We start from the raw sequence: 19590 nt of genomic DNA on the forward strand, positions 1-19590 counted from the left end.
CTCGCCTACATTCCCCACCCCAACAGGCCGTAGCGCACCTGGCCTGCCCGTTTTTCGCGCAGGGGGCTTAGCCCCGTTGGAAATTCCGCCAGCGTATCGGCGGCATCCATCTCCCAATAGATGCGAGCGGCTGGCCTGAGCAGGGGGGATTGGGTCAGGGCCTGGAGCACCTGGGGCAGCAGGCGCTGGGCGAAGGGCGGGTCGATAAATACGAGATCAAAGGCCAGACCAAAGCCCTGAGCCGGGTTTCTCACCCTGTCTTGCAGCCAGCGCAGGGCGTCGGTCTGCAGGACCTCCACCTGTCCCAGGTCCAGGGCCTGCTGGCTTTGGCGGAGGGCGGCGGCCACCCGTGGTGCCTGCTCCAGCATCAACACCTGAGCTGCCCCCCGCGAGGCCGCCTCGAAGCCCAGGGCACCGCTGCCGGCGAACAGGTCCAGGCAGCGGGTGCCGCTGATCAGGGGTTGCAGCCAGTTGAACAGGGTCTCACGGGTACGGTCGGCGCTGGGGCGCAGACCGGCGGCATCGGGGAAGTCGATCCAGCGGCCGCCGTGGCTACCGCCGATCAACCGCACCCGGTTAGCGCTGCCCGGCCGCTTGTTCATCCACTGGCTTATCCGCTGGCCCATCTACCGACCCACCTTCCGAACTGGCCGCCTTCTGGCCCACGGTGATCAGCACCAGGCGTTCCGGGTCCAGGCGGCGCATGAAGGCCTCGCGCACCTGTTCCGGGGTCACCGCCAGCACCCGCTCCACCAACCGATCCAGATAATCCAGCGGCAGGTCGTAGAAGCCGATCATGGCCAGGTATTCGACAATCTTCTTATTACTGGCGATGGTCAGGGGGAAGCCGCCGCTGATGTTGCGCTGACTGGCCTCCAGCTCCTCTGCCGTCGGCCCGCGCTGGCGGAACTCCCGCAGGGCATCGAGCATCACCCGGACCGCCTCCTCGGCCTGGCTGTTGCGTGTCTGGGCATTCATCCGGAAGGGGCCGGGCTGGCGCATGGGCAGAAAATAGCTGGAGACGCTGTAAGACAGGCCGCGCTTCTCACGCACCTCTTCGCTGAGGATGGAGACCAGGCCGCTGCCGCCGAATACATGGTTGCCCACATAGAGGGGGAAGTAATCGGCATCGCCCCGCTGCATACCCGGCTGACCCAGATAGATATGGGTCTGCGACGAGGGGTGCTCGATATGCCGCACCAATGGTCCGCTCAGGGGCTTGGGCGCGGGCAGGGCCGGGGCCGCCTGACCGGCGGGCAGGTCCTGGCTGATCTGCTCGGCGATCTGCCGCGCCTGCGCATTGCTCAGATCCCCCACCATGGCGATGACCGCGTTACGCGCCACATAATAGGCGCGGTGGAAGGCGCGGGCCTGCTCCAGGCTCAGGGCCTGCACCGACGCGGTAGTGCCAGTGGTGTTGCTGGCATAGGGATGATCGCCGTAGATGGCCTGATAGAAGGCCTTGCTGGCGATATCCGCCGGGTTTTCCTGCTCGCGCTGGAGTGTGGCCAGGATGGAGCTGCGCATACGCTCGAAATCCTTTTCAATGAAGGCCGGTTGGGCCAGGGTCGCGGCCAGGGTAGAGAGGCTGACCTCCAATACCGAAGGATCGGTAAGGCTGCGGATGCTGACCCAGGCCATGTCGCGCAGGGCACCGTTACTCAGATCGGCGCCGACAAACTCCATGCGCTCGGCCAGCTCATCGGCGCTCCAGGGCCCCGCCGCCTCGGTGAGCATGGCATTGGTGATCAGGGCCAGGCCGGGCCTGTCGCCATCGCGGGCGCTACCGGCATCAAATACCACGCGCAGGTCCAGCATGGGCAGGCCCGGCGCGGGCACGAACAGCACCTTGCTGCCCTTGCTCGTGGTCCAGCTCTGGATCTGGGGGGCCGCCTGCAGCACAGCGCTCAACAGCAGCAGCGCAAGCAGCAGCGTCAATCTCGGCACCAATCTTAGGCAGGGCGTGGCGGGCAGTCGTCCGGATACCGGTCGCGTTGCGTAATACGGAGACTTAACCACCATGACGACCTCCTGAAATCAGCGGACGGGCAAAACCCCTTGGTTTGTCCATGGGTTGCGGCACCAACTCGGCCAGGGTCAGGTTGTCCGCCACCAGATACTTGCGCGCCACCGCCTGCACCTGCTCCGGGGTTACCTGGCGCATACGCTCCACATAGTTCTCCGCCAGCCGCCAATCCAGGCCAATGGTCTCCAACATACCGATCTGCATGGCTTGATAGAACACCGAGTCACGCTCGTACACCTTGGCCGCCAGCAGCTGGTTGCGCACCCGCTCCATCTCGCGCTGGGAGATGGGCTCAGCGCGCAGCCGCTCGATCTCGCCGCGCAGGGCCTGTTCCAGCTCGGCGATACTATGCCCCTCGGCGGGGATACCGCTCAGGCTGAGCATGGCGGGCAGACGGCTGAAACTGCTGTAGCTGGCCCCGGCGGAGACGGCAATCTGCCGCCCGCGCACCAGCTCTTTCTCGATGCGGGCGCTGGAACCGCCGTCCAGCACCGCCTGCAGCATGTCCAGGGCGTAGGGCTCCCACTCGGCATCGGCATGGCCCAGCACCGGGGTTTTGTAGCCCATGAGCAGATAGGGCTCCTTGGCCGGGGCCTTGACCTTGAGGCGTACCTCGCCCATCTGCGGCGGCTCCACCTCGGGCTTGAGTGGGGTCAGCTCAGAGGGCGGCAAGGGGCCGAAGTACTTCTCCGCCAGGGCGACAATCTGCTCCGGCTGCACATCGCCCACCACCACCAGGATGGCATTATTGGGGGCATACCAGCGTTGATACCAAGCCTTGAGGTCGTCGATCCGCATGGACTCCAGGTCGCTCATCCAGCCGATGATCGGATTGCGGTAGGGCGAGGCGCGGTAGGCGGTGGCATTGAATTTTTCATAGGTGAAGGACTTGGGCTTGTCCTCGGTGCGCAGACGGCGTTCTTCCTGCACCACCCGGATCTCCTTGGCGAACTCCTTCTCATCCAGCAGCAGGTTGCGCATCCGGTCGGCCTCCAGCTCAAAGGCAATCTCCAGCCTGTCGTTGGCCAGGGTCTGAAAGTAGGCGGTGTAATCGCGGCCGGTGAAGGCGTTCTCCTGGCCGCCCTGCTCGGCGATCAGCTCGGAAAACTGATTGGGACCGTATTTCTGCGTACCCTTGAACATCATGTGCTCCAGGGCATGGGAGATGCCAGTAATGCCGTTGGGCTCATAGCTGGAGCCTACCCGATACCAGACCTGGGTCACCGCAATGGGGGCGCGGCTGTCTTGCTTGACGATTACCTTCATGCCATTGGCCAGCCGATGTTCATGCACCGGCGGGGCCTGCAGCGCCAGCGCCACCAGGGGCAGCGCCAGCAAGGTGAGTAGAGCAACAGGCTTGAGGATCAAACGCATCTTTGAGAACTCCTTGAATGACAGAAAACCACAGTGAAAGGATGAGCGGTCAGCCGCCAGCTGGGTGTAGCCCGGATGGAGCGCAGCGGAATCCGGGGTTGCCGCTTAACACCTCCGAGCCACCGCTCGGAGTTCCCAGGATGATGGCCAACAGCAAGGTGGCCTCACAGTAAGGGCAACCCCCAGCACCCTGGCTTGGCGGCGGGCGCGGCCCGCCCTATGCCGTGCGGCAAGCCAAAAGCAGAGAATCCCGCCCCACCCCGCCGCATCGACTAAGGACACTCCAAGCCAATCAGGGTATCCTGTTTGGCCGGTAAACATCCACCAGCGGCTGTGTCTGACAGCTCGCCTCAGATCAGGGTTCCCCACAGATATGTTCGGATTTGGCAAACGCAAGCACAAAGAGGCCGAGGATCAGGAGGCGCAAAGCGGCGAGCCACAGGCGCTTGCGCCTGATGTGGTCGAGGCAGCGGTTGACGCAGCCGATTCCCAGCCCGAAGCGCCCGTGGCCGAGGCCCCGGAGGAGAGCCAGGAAGAGACCCAGCTGGAGACCGGGCCCGCCGACAAACCCCGTGGCCTGCGCCGCTGGTTTTCCCGTACAAAATCCGAGGAGATTGAAGAAGAGGCAGGGGCAGATGCATCCACGCCCAAGCCAGAGCCAGAGCCAGAGCCAGAGCCAGAGCCAGAGCCAGAGCCAGAGCCAGAGCCAGAGCCAGAGCCAGAGCCAGAGCCAGAGCCCAAGCCAGAGCCAGAGCCAGAGCCAGAGCCAGCCGAGGCCCAGGCGGAGAAATCCGGTGGTCTGTTCGGCCAGCTGCGCCAGGGTCTGGCGCGTACCCGGCGCAACCTGGGCGAGGGCCTGGCCAGCCTGGTGCTGGGGCAGAAGCAGATCGACGACGCGCTGCTGGAGGAGATCGAAACCCTGCTGCTCACCGCCGACGTGGGGGTGGAGGCGGTCAACCAGATCATCCAGCGCCTGACCAAGCGGGTGCGGCGCAAGGAGCTGACCGACCCCCAGGCCCTGACCGACAGCCTCAAGGCCGAACTAGTGGAAATACTCACCGCCTGCGACCGGCCAGCCATCGAGGTGCCGCCGGGCAAGACCCTGGTGGTGCTCATGGTGGGCATCAACGGTGCCGGCAAGACCACCACCATCGGCAAGCTGGCTAAGCAATTCCAGAACGACGGCCACTCGGTGATGCTCGCCGCCGGCGACACCTTCCGCGCCGCCGCGGTGGAGCAACTGCAGGCCTGGGGCGAGCGCAACGCCGTGCCGGTGATCGCCCAGCACAGCGGCGCCGACTCCGCCTCGGTCTGTTTCGATGCGGTACAGGCGGCCAATGCCCGGCATATCGACGTACTCTTTGCCGACACCGCCGGGCGCCTGCACACCAAGACCAACCTGATGGACGAGCTGGCCAAGATCGCCCGGGTGATGAAAAAGGTCGATGCGGACGCGCCCCACGAGGTGCTGCTGGTGGTGGACGCCACCAGCGGCCAGAACGCCGTCGCCCAGGCCCTGGAGTTCAATCAGGCCATACCCCTCACCGGCCTGGTACTGACCAAACTGGACGGCACCGCCAAGGGCGGCGTGGTGTTCGCCCTGGCCCAGCGGGTGGGCGTGCCGATCCGCTTCATCGGCGTCGGCGAAAAGATCGACGACCTGCGCCCCTTCGACGCCGAGACCTTCGTCTCGGCCCTGTTTGATCGGTAAAAACGAGGCTCGACCGAAAGCAAAAACAGGACGCAGAGGACGCAAAGGAGCGCAGAGAACGCAGAGAAGAATGAGGCAGTAAAGCCGGGGCTAGCTATTGGACACACTGGAGACAATGGTCGTTTACTGAACGACACTGGCCAGCAGTACTGGCCATCGGTTGTCGGACCGCAGCCCGACCTCCAGCAACCACCCGGCGTGAGGTTACTGGTAGGGTGAGGGGTGCAAGATGAGGTAAAAGCCCGTGGCGAGGTGCCCCACGCGGGCAGGGCGTTACAACTCTGCGTCCTTTTTTGCTTACCCAAACTGTAAACTACGGACCCATGATTCGATTCGAGCAGGTCAGCAAGCGTTATCCCGGTGGCCATGAGGCCCTGCGCCAGCTGAGCTTTCACATAGCGCCGGGGGAGATGGTGTTTCTCACTGGCCACTCGGGGGCCGGCAAGAGCACCCTGCTGCGCCTAATCGCCCTGCTGGAACGCTGCAGCAGCGGCCAGGTGCAGGTGGATGGGCGCAATCTGGCCAAGATCAAGCGCGCCCAGATCCCTGAGCACCGGCGCAAGCTGGGCATCATCTTCCAGGACCACCGCCTGCTGCACGACCGCAATGTGTTCGAGAACGTCGCCCTGCCCCTGCGCGTGGCCGGTTGTCGGCCGGAGGAGACCGGCAAGCGGGTGCGCGCCGCGCTGGATCAGGTGGGCCTGCTGCACAAGGAAAAATCCATGCCCATCACCCTTTCCGGCGGCGAACAGCAGCGCATCGGCATCGCCCGGGCGGTGGTGGCCCGCCCGCCCCTGCTGCTGGCGGACGAGCCCACCGGCAACCTGGACCCCGAGCTATCCAGCGAGATCATGCAGCTGTTCCAGCGCTTCAATCAGGTGGGCGTGACCCTGCTTATCGCTAGCCACGACGTGGAGGTGATCCGCCAGCTGGGCAAGCGGGTGTTGGTGCTGGATCAGGGCGAGCTGACCCACGACCTCTCGCCGGGCTGGTGCAATGACTAGCCTGCTGCGCGAACACCTCGCCGCTCTGCGCCAGACCCTGAGCCGCCTGGCCCGCCAGCCCGGCTCCAGCTTGATGACCCTGGGCGTGATCGCCATCACCCTGGCCCTGCCCGCCGGCCTGCATCTGGTGCTGGACAGCGCCCAGGGACTGAGCCGCCACTGGGCCGGCGGCAGCAGTATCTCCGCCTTTCTCAAGCCCGATCTGAACGCCGCGCACGGGGCGCGGCTGCTGCACGAGATCCAGGCCCTGGAAGGGGTGGAGCAGGCGCAACTGCTGACCCAGGAGGAGGCGCTGACCGAGTTCAGCCTGTTCAGCGGCTTTGACGAGGCCCTGGGGCTACTGGAGGAAAACCCCCTGCCCATGGTGGTGCTGATCCGACCCGACCCGGCCCTGACCAGCCCCGAGCCGATGGAACAGCTGCTCACCCAGCTGCGCCAGGAGCCCCAAATAGAGCATGTGGTATTGGATCTGGAATGGGTGCGGCGTCTGGCGGCCATCACTGAGACGGCCAGTCGCGTGGTGCTCCTGCTCTGGCTGCTGCTGGGGCTGGCGGTGGTGCTGGTGATCGGCAACACCATCCGGCTGGAGATCCGCAACCGCCAGGAGGAGATCATCCTGATCAAGCAGGTGGGCGGCTCCGACGCCTTCGTGCGCCGCCCCTTTCTCTACACCGGCCTGTGCTACGGCCTGTTCGGCGGTCTCGGCGCCTGGCTGCTGATCCTGCTGGCGGCGGTGATTTTGGAAGGACCGATCACCGAACTGGCCAGCCTCTACCAAAGCGACTACCGCCTGGCCCTGTTCAATCTGCAGACCCTGGGCCTGTTGCTGCTCGGCGGCCCCCTGCTCGGCCTGCTCGGCGCCTGGAGCGCCAGCGGCCAGCATCTGAGGACAGAGGACTGAGGATTGAGGACAGAGGACAGAGATTTGTGTCCGCTGTGAGGACCTTCTTCTGTTCTTTGTCCCCTGTCTTCTGTTAGTTGAACTCGGCCAGCTTTTGTTCCAGGGTCTGGGCCAGGTTGCGCAGTTCGTTGCTGGCGTTGGCGGCACCGCCGACCTGGGAGCTGACCCGTTGCGCCGCTTCACTGATGGCCACCAGGTTGCGGTTGATCTCCTCGGCCACCGCGCTTTGCTCCTCTGCCGCCGTGGCGATCTGGGTGTTCATCTCGGTGATGCGGCCGACCGCCTGGGTGATCTCGCCCAGGGATTTGCCCGCCTTGGCCGCCTGCTCCACGCTCAGATGGGTCTGTTTGCGGCCCGACTCCATCACGTTCACCGCCTCCATGGCACCCAGCTGCAGGGTCTCGATCATGCTGTGGATCTCCTGGGTGGACTCCTGGGTACGGCTGGCCAGGGTGCGCACCTCATCGGCCACCACGGCAAAGCCGCGCCCCTGTTCGCCGGCCCGGGCCGCCTCGATGGCGGCGTTCAGGGCGAGTAGATTGGTCTGTTCGGCAATGCCGCGAATCACGTCCAGCACCTGACCTATGCCCTCGGTACCCGACTTCAGTCGCTGCATCACCGCAGAGGCGTTCTCCACCTCCCGCGCCAGCTCCTCGATGCTGCCGATGGTGGCGCTCACCACCCGCTGACCGTCGCTTGCGGTCTGGTCGGCCTGCTCGGTGGCGCTGGCGGCCTGCTGGGCGTTGCTGGCCACCTCGCGCACCGAGGCGCTCATCTCGGTCATGGCGGTCACCACCTGCTCACTCTGGGTCAGTTCATCCTGTACCTCGCGGCTGCTCTCATCGGTGATCTTTTGCAGATTACCGGCCGCATCGGTGAGTTGATCCACCGCCCCCCGCACCTCCTGCACAAAGCCCTGGAAGCGGTCCAGCAGGCTGTCGAAGGCCTTGGCCATGGCCCCCACCTCGTCGTTCTGCCGGATCTGGCTGCGTGCCGACAGATTACCCTGGGCGACCTCATGGATTACCTGCTTGAGCTGCCCCAGGGGGCCGCTGATGGAGCCACCCACCAGAACGGAAAAGCCCAGCTGCACCAGCAGTATGACCAGGCCGACCAGGAGCATGGTCAGGGCCTGGCTGTGATAGATGGCCTCCACATCATCGATGTAGATCCCGCTGCCGACGATCCAGCCCCAGGGCTTGAAGCCCTTGACATAGGAGATCTTGGGCACCGGCTTGTCATGGCCCGGCTTGGGCCAGAGGTAATCGACAAAGCCCTCGCCATCGCGCTGTACGGTCTCGACAAAGGCGACGAAGAGCCGCTTGCCATTGGGGTCGGCGCTGGCGGAGAGGTCCTTGCCATCCAGTTCCGGCTTGGTTGGGTGCATCACCATGGTCGGATGCATGTCGTTAATCCAGTAGTAACCGTCCTCGCCGAAGCGCAGCTTGCCCAGGGCGATCTTGGCCGCCTGCTGGGCCGCCTGCTGGTCCATCTCCCCGGCCTCGGCCAGCTGATAATAGTGGTTCAGCAGGGTATAACCGGCCTCTACGTGCTCCTTGGTCTTGTGTTCCCGATCCAGATTCAGATGGGTCTTCAGTGCCTCCATGGAGTAGAACAACAATACGGCATAACCGATCATGGCCAGGCCAATGGTCAAGCGAAGCTTGGCGGCCAGCGAGAGGGATCCCAGAAAACGCTGCATGACTTTCTCCTGAATGAATGAACCTGATAAATGGCTTCTGGCCGCAGAGCCACAGAGCACTAAAGTGGACCCCAGAGTCCCGGCCCGGCTATAACCCCAAAAAACCCGATGCCATTGGCAGACAGGATAGCGGTAATCCGGGGGCAAACTTAAACACTATTTTCTGCTTTGTGCGACAGGATGCAGAATTGCAAGGGATTTAACCCATTTTTCGGCCTATTTCGGATCTGTGGCCATGGGCGCTGCCGCAAGGGGTAAATGGGTGGATTTCTGTTAGCACTCCACTTGGGTGAGTGCTAAAATATGGTTGCAAACTCGAAAAAAGGGGTTTAACATGCAATACCAGACTAAATTGGTGAGGAATTAAGCATGACCCAGGCACACGCACTAACCCATGCCATGCTGCCCACGGGCAGCATAGACGCCTATATCAGCGCCGCCTACCAGCTGCCCATGCTGACCCCGGAGGAGGAGCGCGAACACGCCCTGCGCCTGCGTGACCATGGCGATCTGGCCTCGGCCCGCGTCATGGTGCTCTCGCATCTGCGCTTTGTGGTGCGCATCGCCCGTGGTTACTCCGGCTACGGCCTGGCCCTGAACGACCTGATCCAGGAGGGCACTGTGGGCCTGATGAAGGCGGTGCGCCGCTTCGACCCGGATCAGAACGTGCGGCTGGTGTCCTTTGCTGTCCACTGGATTCGCGCCGAGATCCACGAATTCATCCTGCGCAACTGGCGCATCGTCAAGGTGGCCACCACCAAGGCCCAGCGCAAGTTATTCTTCAATCTGCGCAGCGCCAAGAAGCGGCTGGGCTGGTTTAACCGCGAGGAGGTGGAGGACGTGGCCCGTGAGTTGGGGGTGAAGCCCGCCGAGGTGCTGGAGATGGAGGCCCGTCTGGCCAACTACGACATGGCCTTCGATACCCCGGATTCCGACGACGACGAGGACATGGGCACCACCCCCTCGGCCTATCTGCAGGATATGCGCTCCGAGCCCGCCGCCCTGCTGGAGCGCCGCGACAGCAGCGAGAAGCAGCAACTGCAGCTGTACCGGGCGCTGAACGACCTGGACGAGCGCAGCCGCGACATCCTTCAGGCGCGTTGGCTGTCCGACCAGAAACGCACCCTGCACGAGCTGGCGGCAGACTACGGCGTGTCTGCCGAGCGTATCCGTCAGATCGAGAAAAACGCCATGACCAAACTGCGCGAGCAGATTGCCTAAGGGCATGGGGCGGGCCATGCCGCCCGCCCCATGAGCCTTAGGGAAGCTTGATGAATACTACATCCACTATACGTCCATCCAGATTGTGCATTTTTCCTGCCCAGGCCAATTTGCCGTCGCGTACTGTCTTGTGCAGCTCGACGTTAGCGGTATGTCGGCCATTGGTGTATTCCTTGAATTGCAGCACACCATCCTGCCGGTTATCCCCCTGTAACTGATAGACGTTACCCAGCAACTGGGTGACGTATTCGCCAATCACGCTATCGTCGTGGTAGTAACTGAGTTTCACCTTGACCGAGGACTTGCCCACCTGGCCCTGGTATTCCGAGGTGAAATTCAGGCGTGCCCTGGGGCCGGACTCCTTGGCCGCAACCAGGGGCTGCTCAGCCTTCCTGAGTTTTTTGCACAGGACAAACTCGTCGTTGTTACTGCCAATGTTCGGATAGTGCAGAAACAGCTTCTTGTCGCGGTTTATATCCAGCGCAATGGTGTCATCAAATTGCAGGCTATGGTTGCTACAGCCCAGATCGAGCAGATAGCGAATCCCGCCATAATGGCGTATCTCTTTTATATCGCAATTGAAATCCTTGAACCTTATAGCCTTGCCCTGGAACTCGAAAAACAGGGCCTGAGAATCCTTGCAGCCGGATTTCTTCACCACCCATTGGCCGGGCGCAATGGGCAGGCTGGCAACCGATTTGGCCTCCGTCTGGGCAGCCTGGGCGCTTGATGCCAGCAGGCCAAGGGCCAGCAGAGGCAGGGCCGGTGATAAAAAGAGACGATGTCCGATGCTGGGTATGTGCATGAGATGGTCCAGGGTTGGCGAGGAGCCTGTCGGATTTAGGATGCTCCTACTCCTAGGAGCGGCGCAGGGTGTTCAACGGACAACTTGCCCCTGCTGGGGCAGGTCGTTGGGCCAATCTTAGCCGCTTAGCGGGCAAAGTGAAAATTGGCATTGACGTGGATTTCTGGCTTGAGTAAGATGCCCGCTTCACAACCTGCCGAGGTGGTGAAATTGGTAGACACGCTAGCTTCAGGTGCTAGTGGGGGCAACCCCGTGGAGGTTCAAGTCCTCTCCTCGGCACCATCTTATCCGCTTGGTTTTTAAGTAAATTTAGAAACTTAGCTGCGACAAAGCACCACTCTCATCAGATTTACACACATTTTCACACACAAGTTGTGTGTGAGTCTGTTTGATGGGAGTGAGACATGGCTTACCTTCAGCGCCACCCGAGCGGTGTTTGCTATTATCGTCGGCGAATCCCTGCGGCGTGCCAGCACGCATTCGAAACGCGAGAGGTTTTTCTCAGCTTGCGCACCCGAGACTGGGTCCACGCGAATGAAGTTTAGCGCAAGCTTACTGAGCGATACGATCAGATTTCTTTCGACATCCAGCAGAAAGACATGACGGATATTAGTGAGCTGGTTACAGCCATCTTGCAGCGAAAGAAGCGCCTAGGAGCCTGTCGGATTTAGGATGCTCCTACTGCGCCGGTGGGAAGAACGGCCCAGAATTGTTTTGAACATTGGCCCCGATTTTTCGTTGCGTAGGGAAACTCAGCGCCTCAAAATCGTGAAAATTTGTTCTCGCTCTCCCACCTTGCTCGCTACGGGCACCTAAACTCGACAGGCTCCTAGAAGGAAAGTCCGCTGATTGCGGGTCCGCGTTGATGGCCGTATGGGGGCTGGAATCCCTTTTCCCGTGGACAATCGAGCAGGCTTGCAGTAGCTTCCCTGTCACAGAACAATACACCCTCCGATGACCTTCACCGTCGGCCACAGGGGACAGGGAGCCAGCATTGAATCAGCAAAATCTCGCCAGTTTCATCTGGTCCGTCGCCGATCTGCTTCGGGGCGATTTCAAGCGGTCCGAATTCGGGCGGGTCATTTTGCCCTTCACCTTGCTTCGCCGTCTGGAATGCGTCTTGGAGCCGAGCCGTGAGGCCGTGCTCGAACGCCACAAGGCGCTGAAGGATACGGGCATCGAGCTGGATACGGTGTTGCCGAAGATCTCGGGGCATCGGTTCTACAATGTGTCCCGCTATGTCCTCGCCAACCTCGGCGAGACCGAGACCCGTGCCAACCTCGAAGACTACCTTGCCAAATTCAGCACCAATACCTGGCAGATCTTCGACTATTTCAACTTTTCCACCTGGCTGGACCGCCTGCATGAGGCCAATCTGCTTTATCTGGTCGTGCACAAGTTCGCCTCCATCGACCTGCACCCCGACACCGTCTCCAACCACGAGATGGGGCTGGTGTTCGAAGAGCTGATCCGCCGTTTCGCAGAGAGCGCCAACGACACCGCAGGGGAGCACTTCACGCCCCGTGACGTGGTGAGGCTGTCGACGACCTTGATCTTTTCCGCCGATTACGCTGCCCTGACGGGTGAAGGCGTGGTGCGCACCATCTACGACCCCTGTTGCGGAACAGGAGGTTTTCTGGCGTCGGGCATCGAACAGGTGCTGGAATGGAACCCCAATGCCCGCATCGTTCCCTTCGGTCAGGAACTCAATCCCGAATCCTACGCCATCGCCATGGCCGACATGATGATCAAGGGCTACGACCCGAAGAACATCCACTTCGGCAACACCCTCAGCGATGATCGGTTGCCCTTTGAGCGGTTCAATTACTGTCTCGCCAATCCCCCCTTCGGCGTGGACTGGAAAAAGGTGCAAAAGGCCATTATCGACGAGCAGAAGAACAGCGGACACGACGGGCGCTTTGGTGCGGGCTTGCCGAGGGTTTCCGATGGCTCCCTGCTGTTTCTGATGCACCTGTTGTCGAAGCGCAGTCACGAGGACGGCGGTACCCGTATCGGCATTATCCTCAACGGTTCACCGCTGTTCACGGGTGGAGCGGGGTCGGGGGAATCGGAGATCCGCCGATGGATACTGCGCATTCCGCCGAAGATGACCGTTGATTCCGGTGATCGTGACCGACTGGCTCATCGGTCCCGCACTGGTGTGGGTTTTTTACGCTGACCGGTCACGATCCGTCAACTCGGCGGTCATTTTCCGCATCGACTCGCCGCGCAGTGGGAGCCGATGGGCACCGTGCAAAAGGCGGTCGAGAATGGCGTCTGCCAGCGTCGCCTCGCCGATGAGATCATGCCAGTGTTCGACGGGTAGCTGACTGGCGATCAACGTGGAGCGTCGGCCGTGGCGGTCCTCGATCACCTCCATCAGGTCGTGCCGTTGGGCGGCCGTCACCTTCTGGATGCCCCAGTCATCCAGGATCAGCAGATCCATCTTCAGCAGCTGGTTCATCAGACGCGGGTAGGAGCCGTCGCCGTGGGCGATGCGTAGCTGTTCGAACAGCGTGGGCAGGCGCAGGTAGCGCACCGCCAAGCCGTGCCGACACGCCTGATTGCCCAAGGCACAGGCCAGCCAGGTCTTGCCACAGCCGGTGGGACCGGTGATGCAGAGGTTATGGGCCTGGCGGACCCAGTCACAGCTCGCCAGCGCCGCCAGGCGGGCCTTCTCCAAGCCGCGGGGATGGCGGTAGTCGATGTCCTCGACACAGGCGTGGATACGCAACTTGGCGGCCTTGAGCAGGCGCCCCAGGCGCCGGTTCTCCCGGTGCAGCACCTCCCGCTCCACCAAGAGCGCCAGGCGCTCCTCGAAGGCCAGATCGTGGGTTTCGGGTTGCTCCCGTTGCTGTTCCAGGGCATCCAGCATGCCGGTCAGCTTGAGGGCGCGCAGGTGTTCGGTGGTCTGTTGGTTCAACATGAAAGACTCCTCAGTGGTAGTAATCGGCGCCGCGCAGATTGGCGTGTTCGGGTAGCTCGGCCTCAGGCTCATCGGCCTCCTGGGGTTGCCGATCCAGGCCTTGCTTGAGAATGGATGCCACGCTCGGATAGGTGACCGAGCGGATCGCCAGGGCGCGCTCACAGGCCTGCTCCAGCCGCGTCCGGTCGTAGCGTCGCCCCAGGAGCAACAGCCCGAGGCAGGCGCGGTAGCCGTGCTCGGGATGAGGGCGGCCCTCCAGTTGCTGCTGGATCACCTGCGCCGTGCAGGGGCCGATGTCACGGGCCCAGTTCAAGAACCGTCCCGGCGACCAGTCCCGATGGGCCTGATGGGACTTGGGCATGTGCTCGGTGAGCGTGCTGTAGCGGCCTCGGCCGTGACGTGGGTGAGCGGCGACCCGCCGGCCCTTGTGCAGCACCTCCAGCGTGGTGGCGGTCAGGCGCAGGTCCAGGGTCTGACCAACCAGGCTGTGGGGGACGCTGTAGAGGCGCTTGTCCACTTCGACGTGGTAGTCGATGCCCGGCTTGGCCTTGCGCCACTCGGCATAGACGTAATCGTCCTGGGGCAGCGGTTTGAGCGCCGGCCGGTCGATCGCCTCGAACAGGTCCCGGCGGCTCTCCTCACGGCCCTGGAACGGCCGTTCGTTGAGCGGGGGCAGCAACTCGGCGATGGCCTGATTCAGCTCGGCCAGGGAGAAGAAGGTGTGATGGCGCAGGCGCGCCAGAATCCAGCGTTCCACCACCTGCACCGCCACCTCGGCCTTGGCCTTGTCTTTCGGCTTATAGGGCCGTGCCGGCAAGACGGCGGTCCGATAGTGGGCGGCCATCTCGGCGTAGGTGGCGTTGATCGTCGGCGTATAGCGACAGGCCTGGGTCACCGCCGCCTTGAGGTTGTCGGGCACCAGCAGGTCGGGCACGCCACCGAAGAACCGCAGCATGCGCTGGTGGGACGCGATCCAGTCCGGCAGGGACTGGGTGTAGGTCGCCTCGGCGTAGGTATAGCTGGACGCCCCGAGCACGCCGACGAAGATCTGCGCCGAACGGACCTCACCGCTGTGGCGGTCGACGATATCCACCGTCGGGCCGCAGTAGTCGATGAAGGCCTTCTCGCCGGCTCGGTGCAGTTGGCGCATGCTGCACTTCTGCCGGTCTCGCCATTGGCGGTAGCGGTGGCAGTATTGGCTGTAGCCGTAGGCCCGATCCTCATGCACAGCGGCATACTCGGCCCACAGCAGTTGCAGGGTCACGCCCTTGCGCTTGAGCTCCTGGTGGATCTGGAAGTAATCCGGCTCGGCACGCGAGGCAGGCGCCTCACGGGGCGGGTACAGCAGGGCCTCCAGGCGCGCTTCGTCCACCCCGTCAGGCAGCGGCCAACTGATCCCTTTGGCCTGGGCCAGGCTGACGTACTTGCTGACGGCCCCCTTGGACAGGCCGCAGGCGCGACCGATCTTCTCGTGGCTGAGTTGAGCCTCGTACTTGAGGCGTAAGACGTCGATGATTTTCTTCATGGGAATCCTCGTTGCAGGCATGGCGTCCTCCGGGTAAGCAAAAGGACGCGGTTATGCCGGTTAAAGTCGAAGAATTCCAGTGGGTTGGATGGGCATTCCGGCATCGTGACCGGTGATTCCAGACACGTGACCGCGGATTCCGGAAACAGACCCGGAATCGGTCACGATCAATCGGAATCACCGGTCACGTTGCGCCGGAATCGGCGGTCACGTTCAAACGGAATGGGCGGTCACGATGGGGCGGAATACGCAGGATACTGGAGAACGACTGGCTGGAGGCCATCGTCGCCCTGCCCACGGACCTGTTCTACAACACGGGCATCGCCACCTATATCTGGGTGCTGACCAACCGCAAACAGGCAGTGCGCAAGGGTAAGGTCCAGCTCATCGACGCCACGGCCCACTGGGCCTCCATGCGCAAGAGCCTCGGGAGCAAGCGCCGATACATCACCGACGAGCAGATTGCCGATATCGCCCGTCAGCTTGATGCCTTTGAAGAATCACCGACCTGCAAGAATTTTGAGACTACGGATTTTGGCTATCGGCGCATTACCCTGGAGCGACCCCTGCAACTGGCGTTCTACCCCAAGGATGGCGCCTGTTGGGAGGCCCTCGCGGCGGATAAGGGATGGGACAAGCTCGAAGCGGATCGTCAGGTTGCTCTTCTGGGTGCGCTGGGCGGACAGGCCGAGGAGAAATTCCTATCCCGCTCCGCCTTTTTCAATGCCCTGAGCTGTCAACTGACCGACAAGCTCACCCCGGCTGAAAAAAAGCTGTTGCAGAAGCACCTGGGCAAGCACGACCCCGAAGCGGAAATCTGCAAGACCAAGGGGGCCATCGAGCCGAATCCCGATCTGCGGGATTACGAGAACGTGCCCCTGCGGGAGTCCGTCACCGACTATTTCGCCCGAGAGGTCAGGCCCCATGTCCCCGATGCCTGGATCGACGAATCCAAGCGGGACGAAAAGGACGGCGAGGTCGGCATAGTCGGCTACGAGATCAACTTCAACCGCTATTTCTACCAGTACCAGCCTCCCCGACCGCTGGAGGTCATCGACGCCGAATTGAAGCAGGTCGAGCGGGAAATCATGGCGTTGCTGGGGGAGGTGACGGCGTGATCATTAAAATTTATGCCTGCATTTACTTTACTTATTGGATAAGCATGGCCTCACGCCCTAGAGTTATATCCAACAACACCCGCCAAGGCTATGCTCCTCGGAGTACCCTCAAACCGGCGGGTTTCTATTTTATGGGGTTGGCGTGAAATACGAAAAGACGCCAACCACCATTTCTCAGCAGATGGAAATGTTGAAAGAGCGGGGTATGACGCTTGATCCTACCACTGCTAAGTTCTACCTTTCTCACATCGGTTACTTCCGCTTACGGGGTTATTGGATACCCTTCGAAGCATTATCCACAACCAATGGCCATCACGTATTTAAGGCGGGCACGTGCTTTGAGCAGGTGCTAAACCTTTATACTTTTGACAGGGAATTGCGCCTTCTGGTTATGGACGCCATCGAGCGCATTGAGGTATCGGTTCGGAATCAATGGGTTGATGCCCTCTCAGCAAACCACGGCGCCCATGCCTATCTGAAATCAAGCCTATTTCTCGGCTCCAAGCAATTTGGTAAAAGCCTCGCAGAAATCACAAGCGGGTTCGAGCGTAGCAAGGAAGCCTACATCAAGCACTACAAGAAAAAGTATAGCGAGCCTGACCTTCCGCCTCTTTGGGCTATCGTGGGCATCATGACACTTGGTCAATTTTCGCATTGGTTCTCGAATTTGAAACAGAAATGTCTTCGGGCAAAAATTTCCAAGGTATACGGACTTGATGAAGGTGTACTTGCATCATTTCTCCATCACCTGACGGTCATTCGAAACCTGTGCGCTCACCATGGGCGCTTATGGAACAGTGAGTTGATCGTCACTATGCAACTGCCTCGTAGCAAGCCCAAGATGTTGGCATCCAATATCGAATTTGGCCCCGACCCGAATCAGGCTCCACGAAAACTGTACAACACCCTGGTCATGCTGGCTTACATGATGGATGTCATCAGCCCCGATCACCACTGGAAGCACCGCCTCAAGTGTCTGATCACCCAACATGACATCGATACCCGCCACATGGGCTTTCCTGAAGATTTCGCTGAGCGGAGCCTTTGGGCGGACACATGGAAGGAGACCCCATGAGCGACATCAAGCTGTTCCGTTTTGTCGGCACCACGGCGGAAGAGATCTCGGGTAGCGCCGTGGCGCTGGAGAAATCGCTCCAAACGCAGATGGAGCAGAACCTCGACACCCTGTTGGGCATTCGCTTTTTGGCGTCCGAATACAGCACGGGACCCAAGCACGGCGGGCGTATTGATAGCCTCGGCATCGACGAGAACGGCAACCCCGTCATCATCGAATACAAGCGAGCAACCAACGAGAACGTCATCAATCAGGGGCTGTTCTACCTCGACTGGCTGATGGACCACAAAGCGGAATTCAAACTGTTGGTGATGGAGCGGTTGGGCCACGAGTCGGCGGAAGCCATCGACTGGACCGCCCCCCGTCTGCTCTGTATCGCAGGGGGTTACACCAAATACGACGAGCACGCCGTCCAGCAGATCAACCGCAACATCGAACTGATGCGCTATCGGCGCTTTGGCGACGAGTTGCTGTTGCTGGAACTGGTGAATGCGACCAGTGCAACGCCGACCCAAACCACGGACACCAGCACGGGCGGGGGCAATCAGTACCAGTACAAGGCCGTGAGGCAAGTCATCGCCGAGCTATCAGACGATCTCAGTGACCTATATGAAGAGCTGAGAGCCTACCTGCTGGCACTGGGGGATGATGTGCTGGAGAAGACCCTCAAGTTCTATATCGCCTTCAAACGCATCAAAAATTTCGCCTGCATCGAAGTGCACCCCGCCAAAGGTTGTCTCTCCTGCTATGTGAAGGTCGACCCCGATACCGTCACCCTGGAAAAGGGCTTCACCCGAGATGTGCGCCAGATCGGCCACTTTGGCACGGGGGACCTGGAGATTCGTATCCACAACAGAGAGGAGCTGGAAAAGGCCAAACAGCTGTTCCTCAAGAGCTACGAATCGGCGTAAAGGATAGTGAGCATGACTTCAACATCGTTTGAATGGAAAACCATTCCACTACGCCACGTTTGTCATCTCTATCCTTATATTGACTTCAGAGGAATCAGCGAGGATGACGAATTGACATTCCTGCCTATGGATCGAGTGAAGAACGGCTACTTTATTCCAAATACTGATAAATTCTCGAAGTATTCATCTTCATACAATGCCTTTGAAGAAGGTGACATTTTACTTGCCAAAGTTACGCCCTGTTTTGAAAACGGAAACATTGCTATAGCAGAACATTTGGAACTGGGTAAGGGTTTCGGCAGTTCTGAGATTTTTGTGATCCGCCCTACAAAGGCACACCGAAAATTCCTCTTCTATTATTTTCAGTCTTCAGCGTTTAAGCAGGAGGGGGTCGCCTCAATGACAGGCGCAGGAGGTCTCAAGCGAGTTTCCCCCGAAATGCTTCGCCAACATCACTTGCCTTTCCCTTCGCAGGAGACCCAGCGTCTGGTCGCAAACTTCCTCGACAACGAAACCGCCCGCATCGATGCCCTGATCGAAAAGAAACAGCGCCTGATCGAACTGCTGAAGGAAAAACGCCAGGCGGTGATTACCCAAGCCGTGACCAAGGGGCTTGATCCCAGCGTGCCGATGAAGGATTCGGGGGTTGAGTGGTTGGGGGAGGTGCCTGAGCATTGGTCTGTTATTCCGTTCCGCAAATGCATGTCTTCCATCGTTGATTATAGAGGTCGAACACCTGAAAAAGTTGATGATGGTGTTTTTCTACTGACGGCAAGAAACATTGGCGAAGGTTGCATCAATTACGATGCTTCTCAGGAGTACACAACGGAAGAAGATTACAGAGAAATCCTTAAGAGGGGTGTTCCAAAAGTAGGTGATGTCGTATTTACCACGGAGGCCCCACTTGGACATGTTGCAAGTCTTGACCGAGATGATATTGCTATAGCTCAGCGTGTAATTAAGTTTAATGGTAATGAGGATATCGTTGATAACCAGTTTTTGATGTATTCGATGTTGTCCAATTACTTTCAATCACAAATTTATTCTTATGCGACTGGATCTACTGCTCTTGGATTAAAGGCGGAGCGTATGGTTTATTTACGATTAGTCATTCCACCTATTGAAGAACAGCGAAAACTTATTGAACTCGTGAAAAAGTCAATTCGCGCAATTGATGCCTTAATTGCGAAGACCGAGAACAGCGTCAATCTTCTTTTAGAACACCGCTCCGCCCTCATCACCGCCACGGTCACGGGACAGATCGACGTGCGGGACGTTGCCTGAAGGAAAC

Annotated in this window: 16 protein-coding genes and 1 tRNA gene; 10 read left to right on the forward strand and 7 right to left on the reverse strand. The window is 60.5% G+C overall.

Features of this window, described 5'->3' with window-relative positions:
• Positions 1 to 5: 5 nt before the first annotated feature.
• The 3 genes from rsmD to D5125_09980 are packed head-to-tail and all read right to left on the reverse strand — an operon-like array spanning position 6 to position 3400.
• A complete protein-coding gene (gene rsmD / locus D5125_09970; GenBank protein QFY89789.1) occupies positions 6 to 626 on the reverse strand; it encodes a 16S rRNA (guanine(966)-N(2))-methyltransferase RsmD in 621 nt (206 codons plus the stop codon).
• Positions 577 to 2022: an insulinase family protein gene (locus tag D5125_09975; protein ID QFY89790.1), complete on the reverse strand. Its 1446-nt coding sequence runs from the start codon at positions 2020 to 2022 to the stop codon at positions 577 to 579. The genes rsmD and D5125_09975 overlap by 50 nt, the downstream gene beginning before the upstream one ends.
• Positions 2012 to 3400, reverse strand: coding sequence for an insulinase family protein (locus D5125_09980; protein ID QFY89791.1), 1389 nt, complete (start codon positions 3398 to 3400; stop codon positions 2012 to 2014). The genes D5125_09975 and D5125_09980 overlap by 11 nt, the downstream gene beginning before the upstream one ends.
• Positions 3401 to 3773: 373 nt before the next feature.
• On the opposite strand from D5125_09980, the gene ftsY reads away from it, so the two are divergent.
• The 3 genes from ftsY to D5125_09995 all read left to right on the forward strand — a co-directional run bounded on the left by ftsY (position 3774) and on the right by D5125_09995 (position 7016).
• Positions 3774 to 5111: a signal recognition particle-docking protein FtsY gene (ftsY, locus tag D5125_09985; GenBank protein ID QFY89792.1), complete on the forward strand. Its 1338-nt coding sequence runs from the start codon at positions 3774 to 3776 to the stop codon at positions 5109 to 5111.
• A 323-nt stretch (positions 5112 to 5434) separates the two neighbouring features.
• Positions 5435 to 6115: a cell division ATP-binding protein FtsE gene (gene ftsE, locus D5125_09990; protein ID QFY89793.1), complete on the forward strand. Its 681-nt coding sequence runs from the start codon at positions 5435 to 5437 to the stop codon at positions 6113 to 6115.
• Positions 6108 to 7016 (forward strand): FtsX-like permease family protein, encoded by a 909-nt coding sequence (locus tag D5125_09995; GenBank protein ID QFY89794.1) that lies wholly within the window; start codon positions 6108 to 6110, stop codon positions 7014 to 7016. Before ftsE ends, D5125_09995 begins: the two co-directional genes overlap by 8 nt.
• A 73-nt stretch (positions 7017 to 7089) precedes the next feature.
• Here D5125_09995 and D5125_10000 read toward each other — a convergent pair whose 3' ends face one another.
• Positions 7090 to 8718, reverse strand: a complete 1629-nt coding sequence (locus D5125_10000; GenBank protein QFY89795.1) for a methyl-accepting chemotaxis protein — start codon at positions 8716 to 8718, stop codon at positions 7090 to 7092.
• A gap of 369 nt (positions 8719 to 9087) precedes the next feature.
• Here D5125_10000 and rpoH point away from each other — a divergent pair, with 369 nt between their 5' ends.
• Positions 9088 to 9939: an RNA polymerase sigma factor RpoH gene (gene rpoH / locus D5125_10005; protein QFY89796.1), complete on the forward strand. Its 852-nt coding sequence runs from the start codon at positions 9088 to 9090 to the stop codon at positions 9937 to 9939.
• Positions 9940 to 9976: 37 nt separating this feature from the next.
• On the opposite strand, the gene D5125_10010 is transcribed toward rpoH, so the two are convergent.
• Positions 9977 to 10744, reverse strand: a complete 768-nt coding sequence (locus tag D5125_10010) for a hypothetical protein (GenBank protein QFY89797.1) — start codon at positions 10742 to 10744, stop codon at positions 9977 to 9979.
• Between the two features lie 195 nt (positions 10745 to 10939).
• Here D5125_10010 and D5125_10015 point away from each other — a divergent pair.
• Both D5125_10015 and D5125_10020 read left to right on the forward strand, forming a co-directional pair.
• A tRNA-Leu gene (locus D5125_10015) sits at positions 10940 to 11026 on the forward strand.
• 712 nt (positions 11027 to 11738) lie between these two features.
• Complete coding sequence (locus D5125_10020; GenBank protein ID QFY89798.1) at positions 11739 to 12923, forward strand: SAM-dependent DNA methyltransferase; 1185 nt, start codon at positions 11739 to 11741, stop codon at positions 12921 to 12923.
• Here D5125_10020 and D5125_10025 read toward each other — a convergent pair.
• Together D5125_10025 and D5125_10030 are read right to left on the reverse strand one after the other, a co-directional pair.
• On the reverse strand, positions 12915 to 13670 hold the full coding sequence (locus tag D5125_10025) for an ATP-binding protein (protein QFY89799.1): 756 nt from the start codon (positions 13668 to 13670) through the stop codon (positions 12915 to 12917). The genes D5125_10020 and D5125_10025 overlap by 9 nt on opposite strands.
• A 10-nt stretch (positions 13671 to 13680) precedes the next feature.
• Entirely contained in the window at positions 13681 to 15216 is a 1536-nt protein-coding gene (locus D5125_10030; protein ID QFY89800.2) for an IS21 family transposase, read from the reverse strand.
• A gap of 149 nt (positions 15217 to 15365) precedes the next feature.
• Here D5125_10030 and D5125_10035 point away from each other — a divergent pair, with 149 nt between their 5' ends.
• From D5125_10035 to D5125_10050, 4 genes are all read left to right on the forward strand, one after another.
• Complete coding sequence (locus D5125_10035) at positions 15366 to 16313, forward strand: N-6 DNA methylase (protein ID QFY89801.1); 948 nt, start codon at positions 15366 to 15368, stop codon at positions 16311 to 16313.
• 181 nt (positions 16314 to 16494) lie between these two features.
• Complete coding sequence (locus D5125_10040; protein QFY91115.1) at positions 16495 to 17388, forward strand: Abi family protein; 894 nt, start codon at positions 16495 to 16497, stop codon at positions 17386 to 17388.
• A complete protein-coding gene (locus tag D5125_10045; GenBank protein QFY89802.1) occupies positions 17385 to 18299 on the forward strand; it encodes a DUF91 domain-containing protein in 915 nt (304 codons plus the stop codon). Before D5125_10040 ends, D5125_10045 begins: the two co-directional genes overlap by 4 nt.
• Before the next feature lie 12 nt (positions 18300 to 18311).
• Positions 18312 to 19583: a restriction endonuclease subunit S gene (locus tag D5125_10050; protein QFY89803.1), complete on the forward strand. Its 1272-nt coding sequence runs from the start codon at positions 18312 to 18314 to the stop codon at positions 19581 to 19583.
• Positions 19584 to 19590 lie beyond the last annotated feature (7 nt).

The organism is gamma proteobacterium SS-5 (genome assembly GCA_009497875.2).
Classification (GTDB): domain Bacteria; phylum Pseudomonadota; class Gammaproteobacteria; order Chromatiales; family Chromatiaceae; genus Magnetovirga; species Magnetovirga frankeli.

What these genes read in the sequence shown, in the direction of transcription:
- ftsY (QFY89792.1), top strand. Translation starts at nt 3,774, where the DNA reads ATGTTCGGATTTGGCAAACGCAAGCACAAAGAGGCCGAGGATCAGGAG.
- D5125_10010 (QFY89797.1), bottom strand. Translation starts at nt 10,744, where the DNA reads ATGCACATACCCAGCATCGGACATCGTCTCTTTTTATCACCGGCCCTG.
- rsmD (QFY89789.1), bottom strand. Translation starts at nt 626, where the DNA reads ATGGGCCAGCGGATAAGCCAGTGGATGAACAAGCGGCCGGGCAGCGCT.
- D5125_10050 (QFY89803.1), top strand. Translation starts at nt 18,312, where the DNA reads ATGACTTCAACATCGTTTGAATGGAAAACCATTCCACTACGCCACGTT.
- D5125_09980 (QFY89791.1), bottom strand. Translation starts at nt 3,400, where the DNA reads ATGCGTTTGATCCTCAAGCCTGTTGCTCTACTCACCTTGCTGGCGCTG.
- D5125_09975 (QFY89790.1), bottom strand. Translation starts at nt 2,022, where the DNA reads ATGGTGGTTAAGTCTCCGTATTACGCAACGCGACCGGTATCCGGACGA.
- D5125_10040 (QFY91115.1), top strand. Translation starts at nt 16,495, where the DNA reads ATGGAAATGTTGAAAGAGCGGGGTATGACGCTTGATCCTACCACTGCT.
- D5125_10030 (QFY89800.2), bottom strand. Translation starts at nt 15,216, where the DNA reads ATGCCTGCAACGAGGATTCCCATGAAGAAAATCATCGACGTCTTACGC.
- rpoH (QFY89796.1), top strand. Translation starts at nt 9,088, where the DNA reads ATGACCCAGGCACACGCACTAACCCATGCCATGCTGCCCACGGGCAGC.
- D5125_10025 (QFY89799.1), bottom strand. Translation starts at nt 13,670, where the DNA reads ATGTTGAACCAACAGACCACCGAACACCTGCGCGCCCTCAAGCTGACC.
- ftsE (QFY89793.1), top strand. Translation starts at nt 5,435, where the DNA reads ATGATTCGATTCGAGCAGGTCAGCAAGCGTTATCCCGGTGGCCATGAG.
- D5125_09995 (QFY89794.1), top strand. Translation starts at nt 6,108, where the DNA reads ATGACTAGCCTGCTGCGCGAACACCTCGCCGCTCTGCGCCAGACCCTG.
- D5125_10045 (QFY89802.1), top strand. Translation starts at nt 17,385, where the DNA reads ATGAGCGACATCAAGCTGTTCCGTTTTGTCGGCACCACGGCGGAAGAG.
- D5125_10000 (QFY89795.1), bottom strand. Translation starts at nt 8,718, where the DNA reads ATGCAGCGTTTTCTGGGATCCCTCTCGCTGGCCGCCAAGCTTCGCTTG.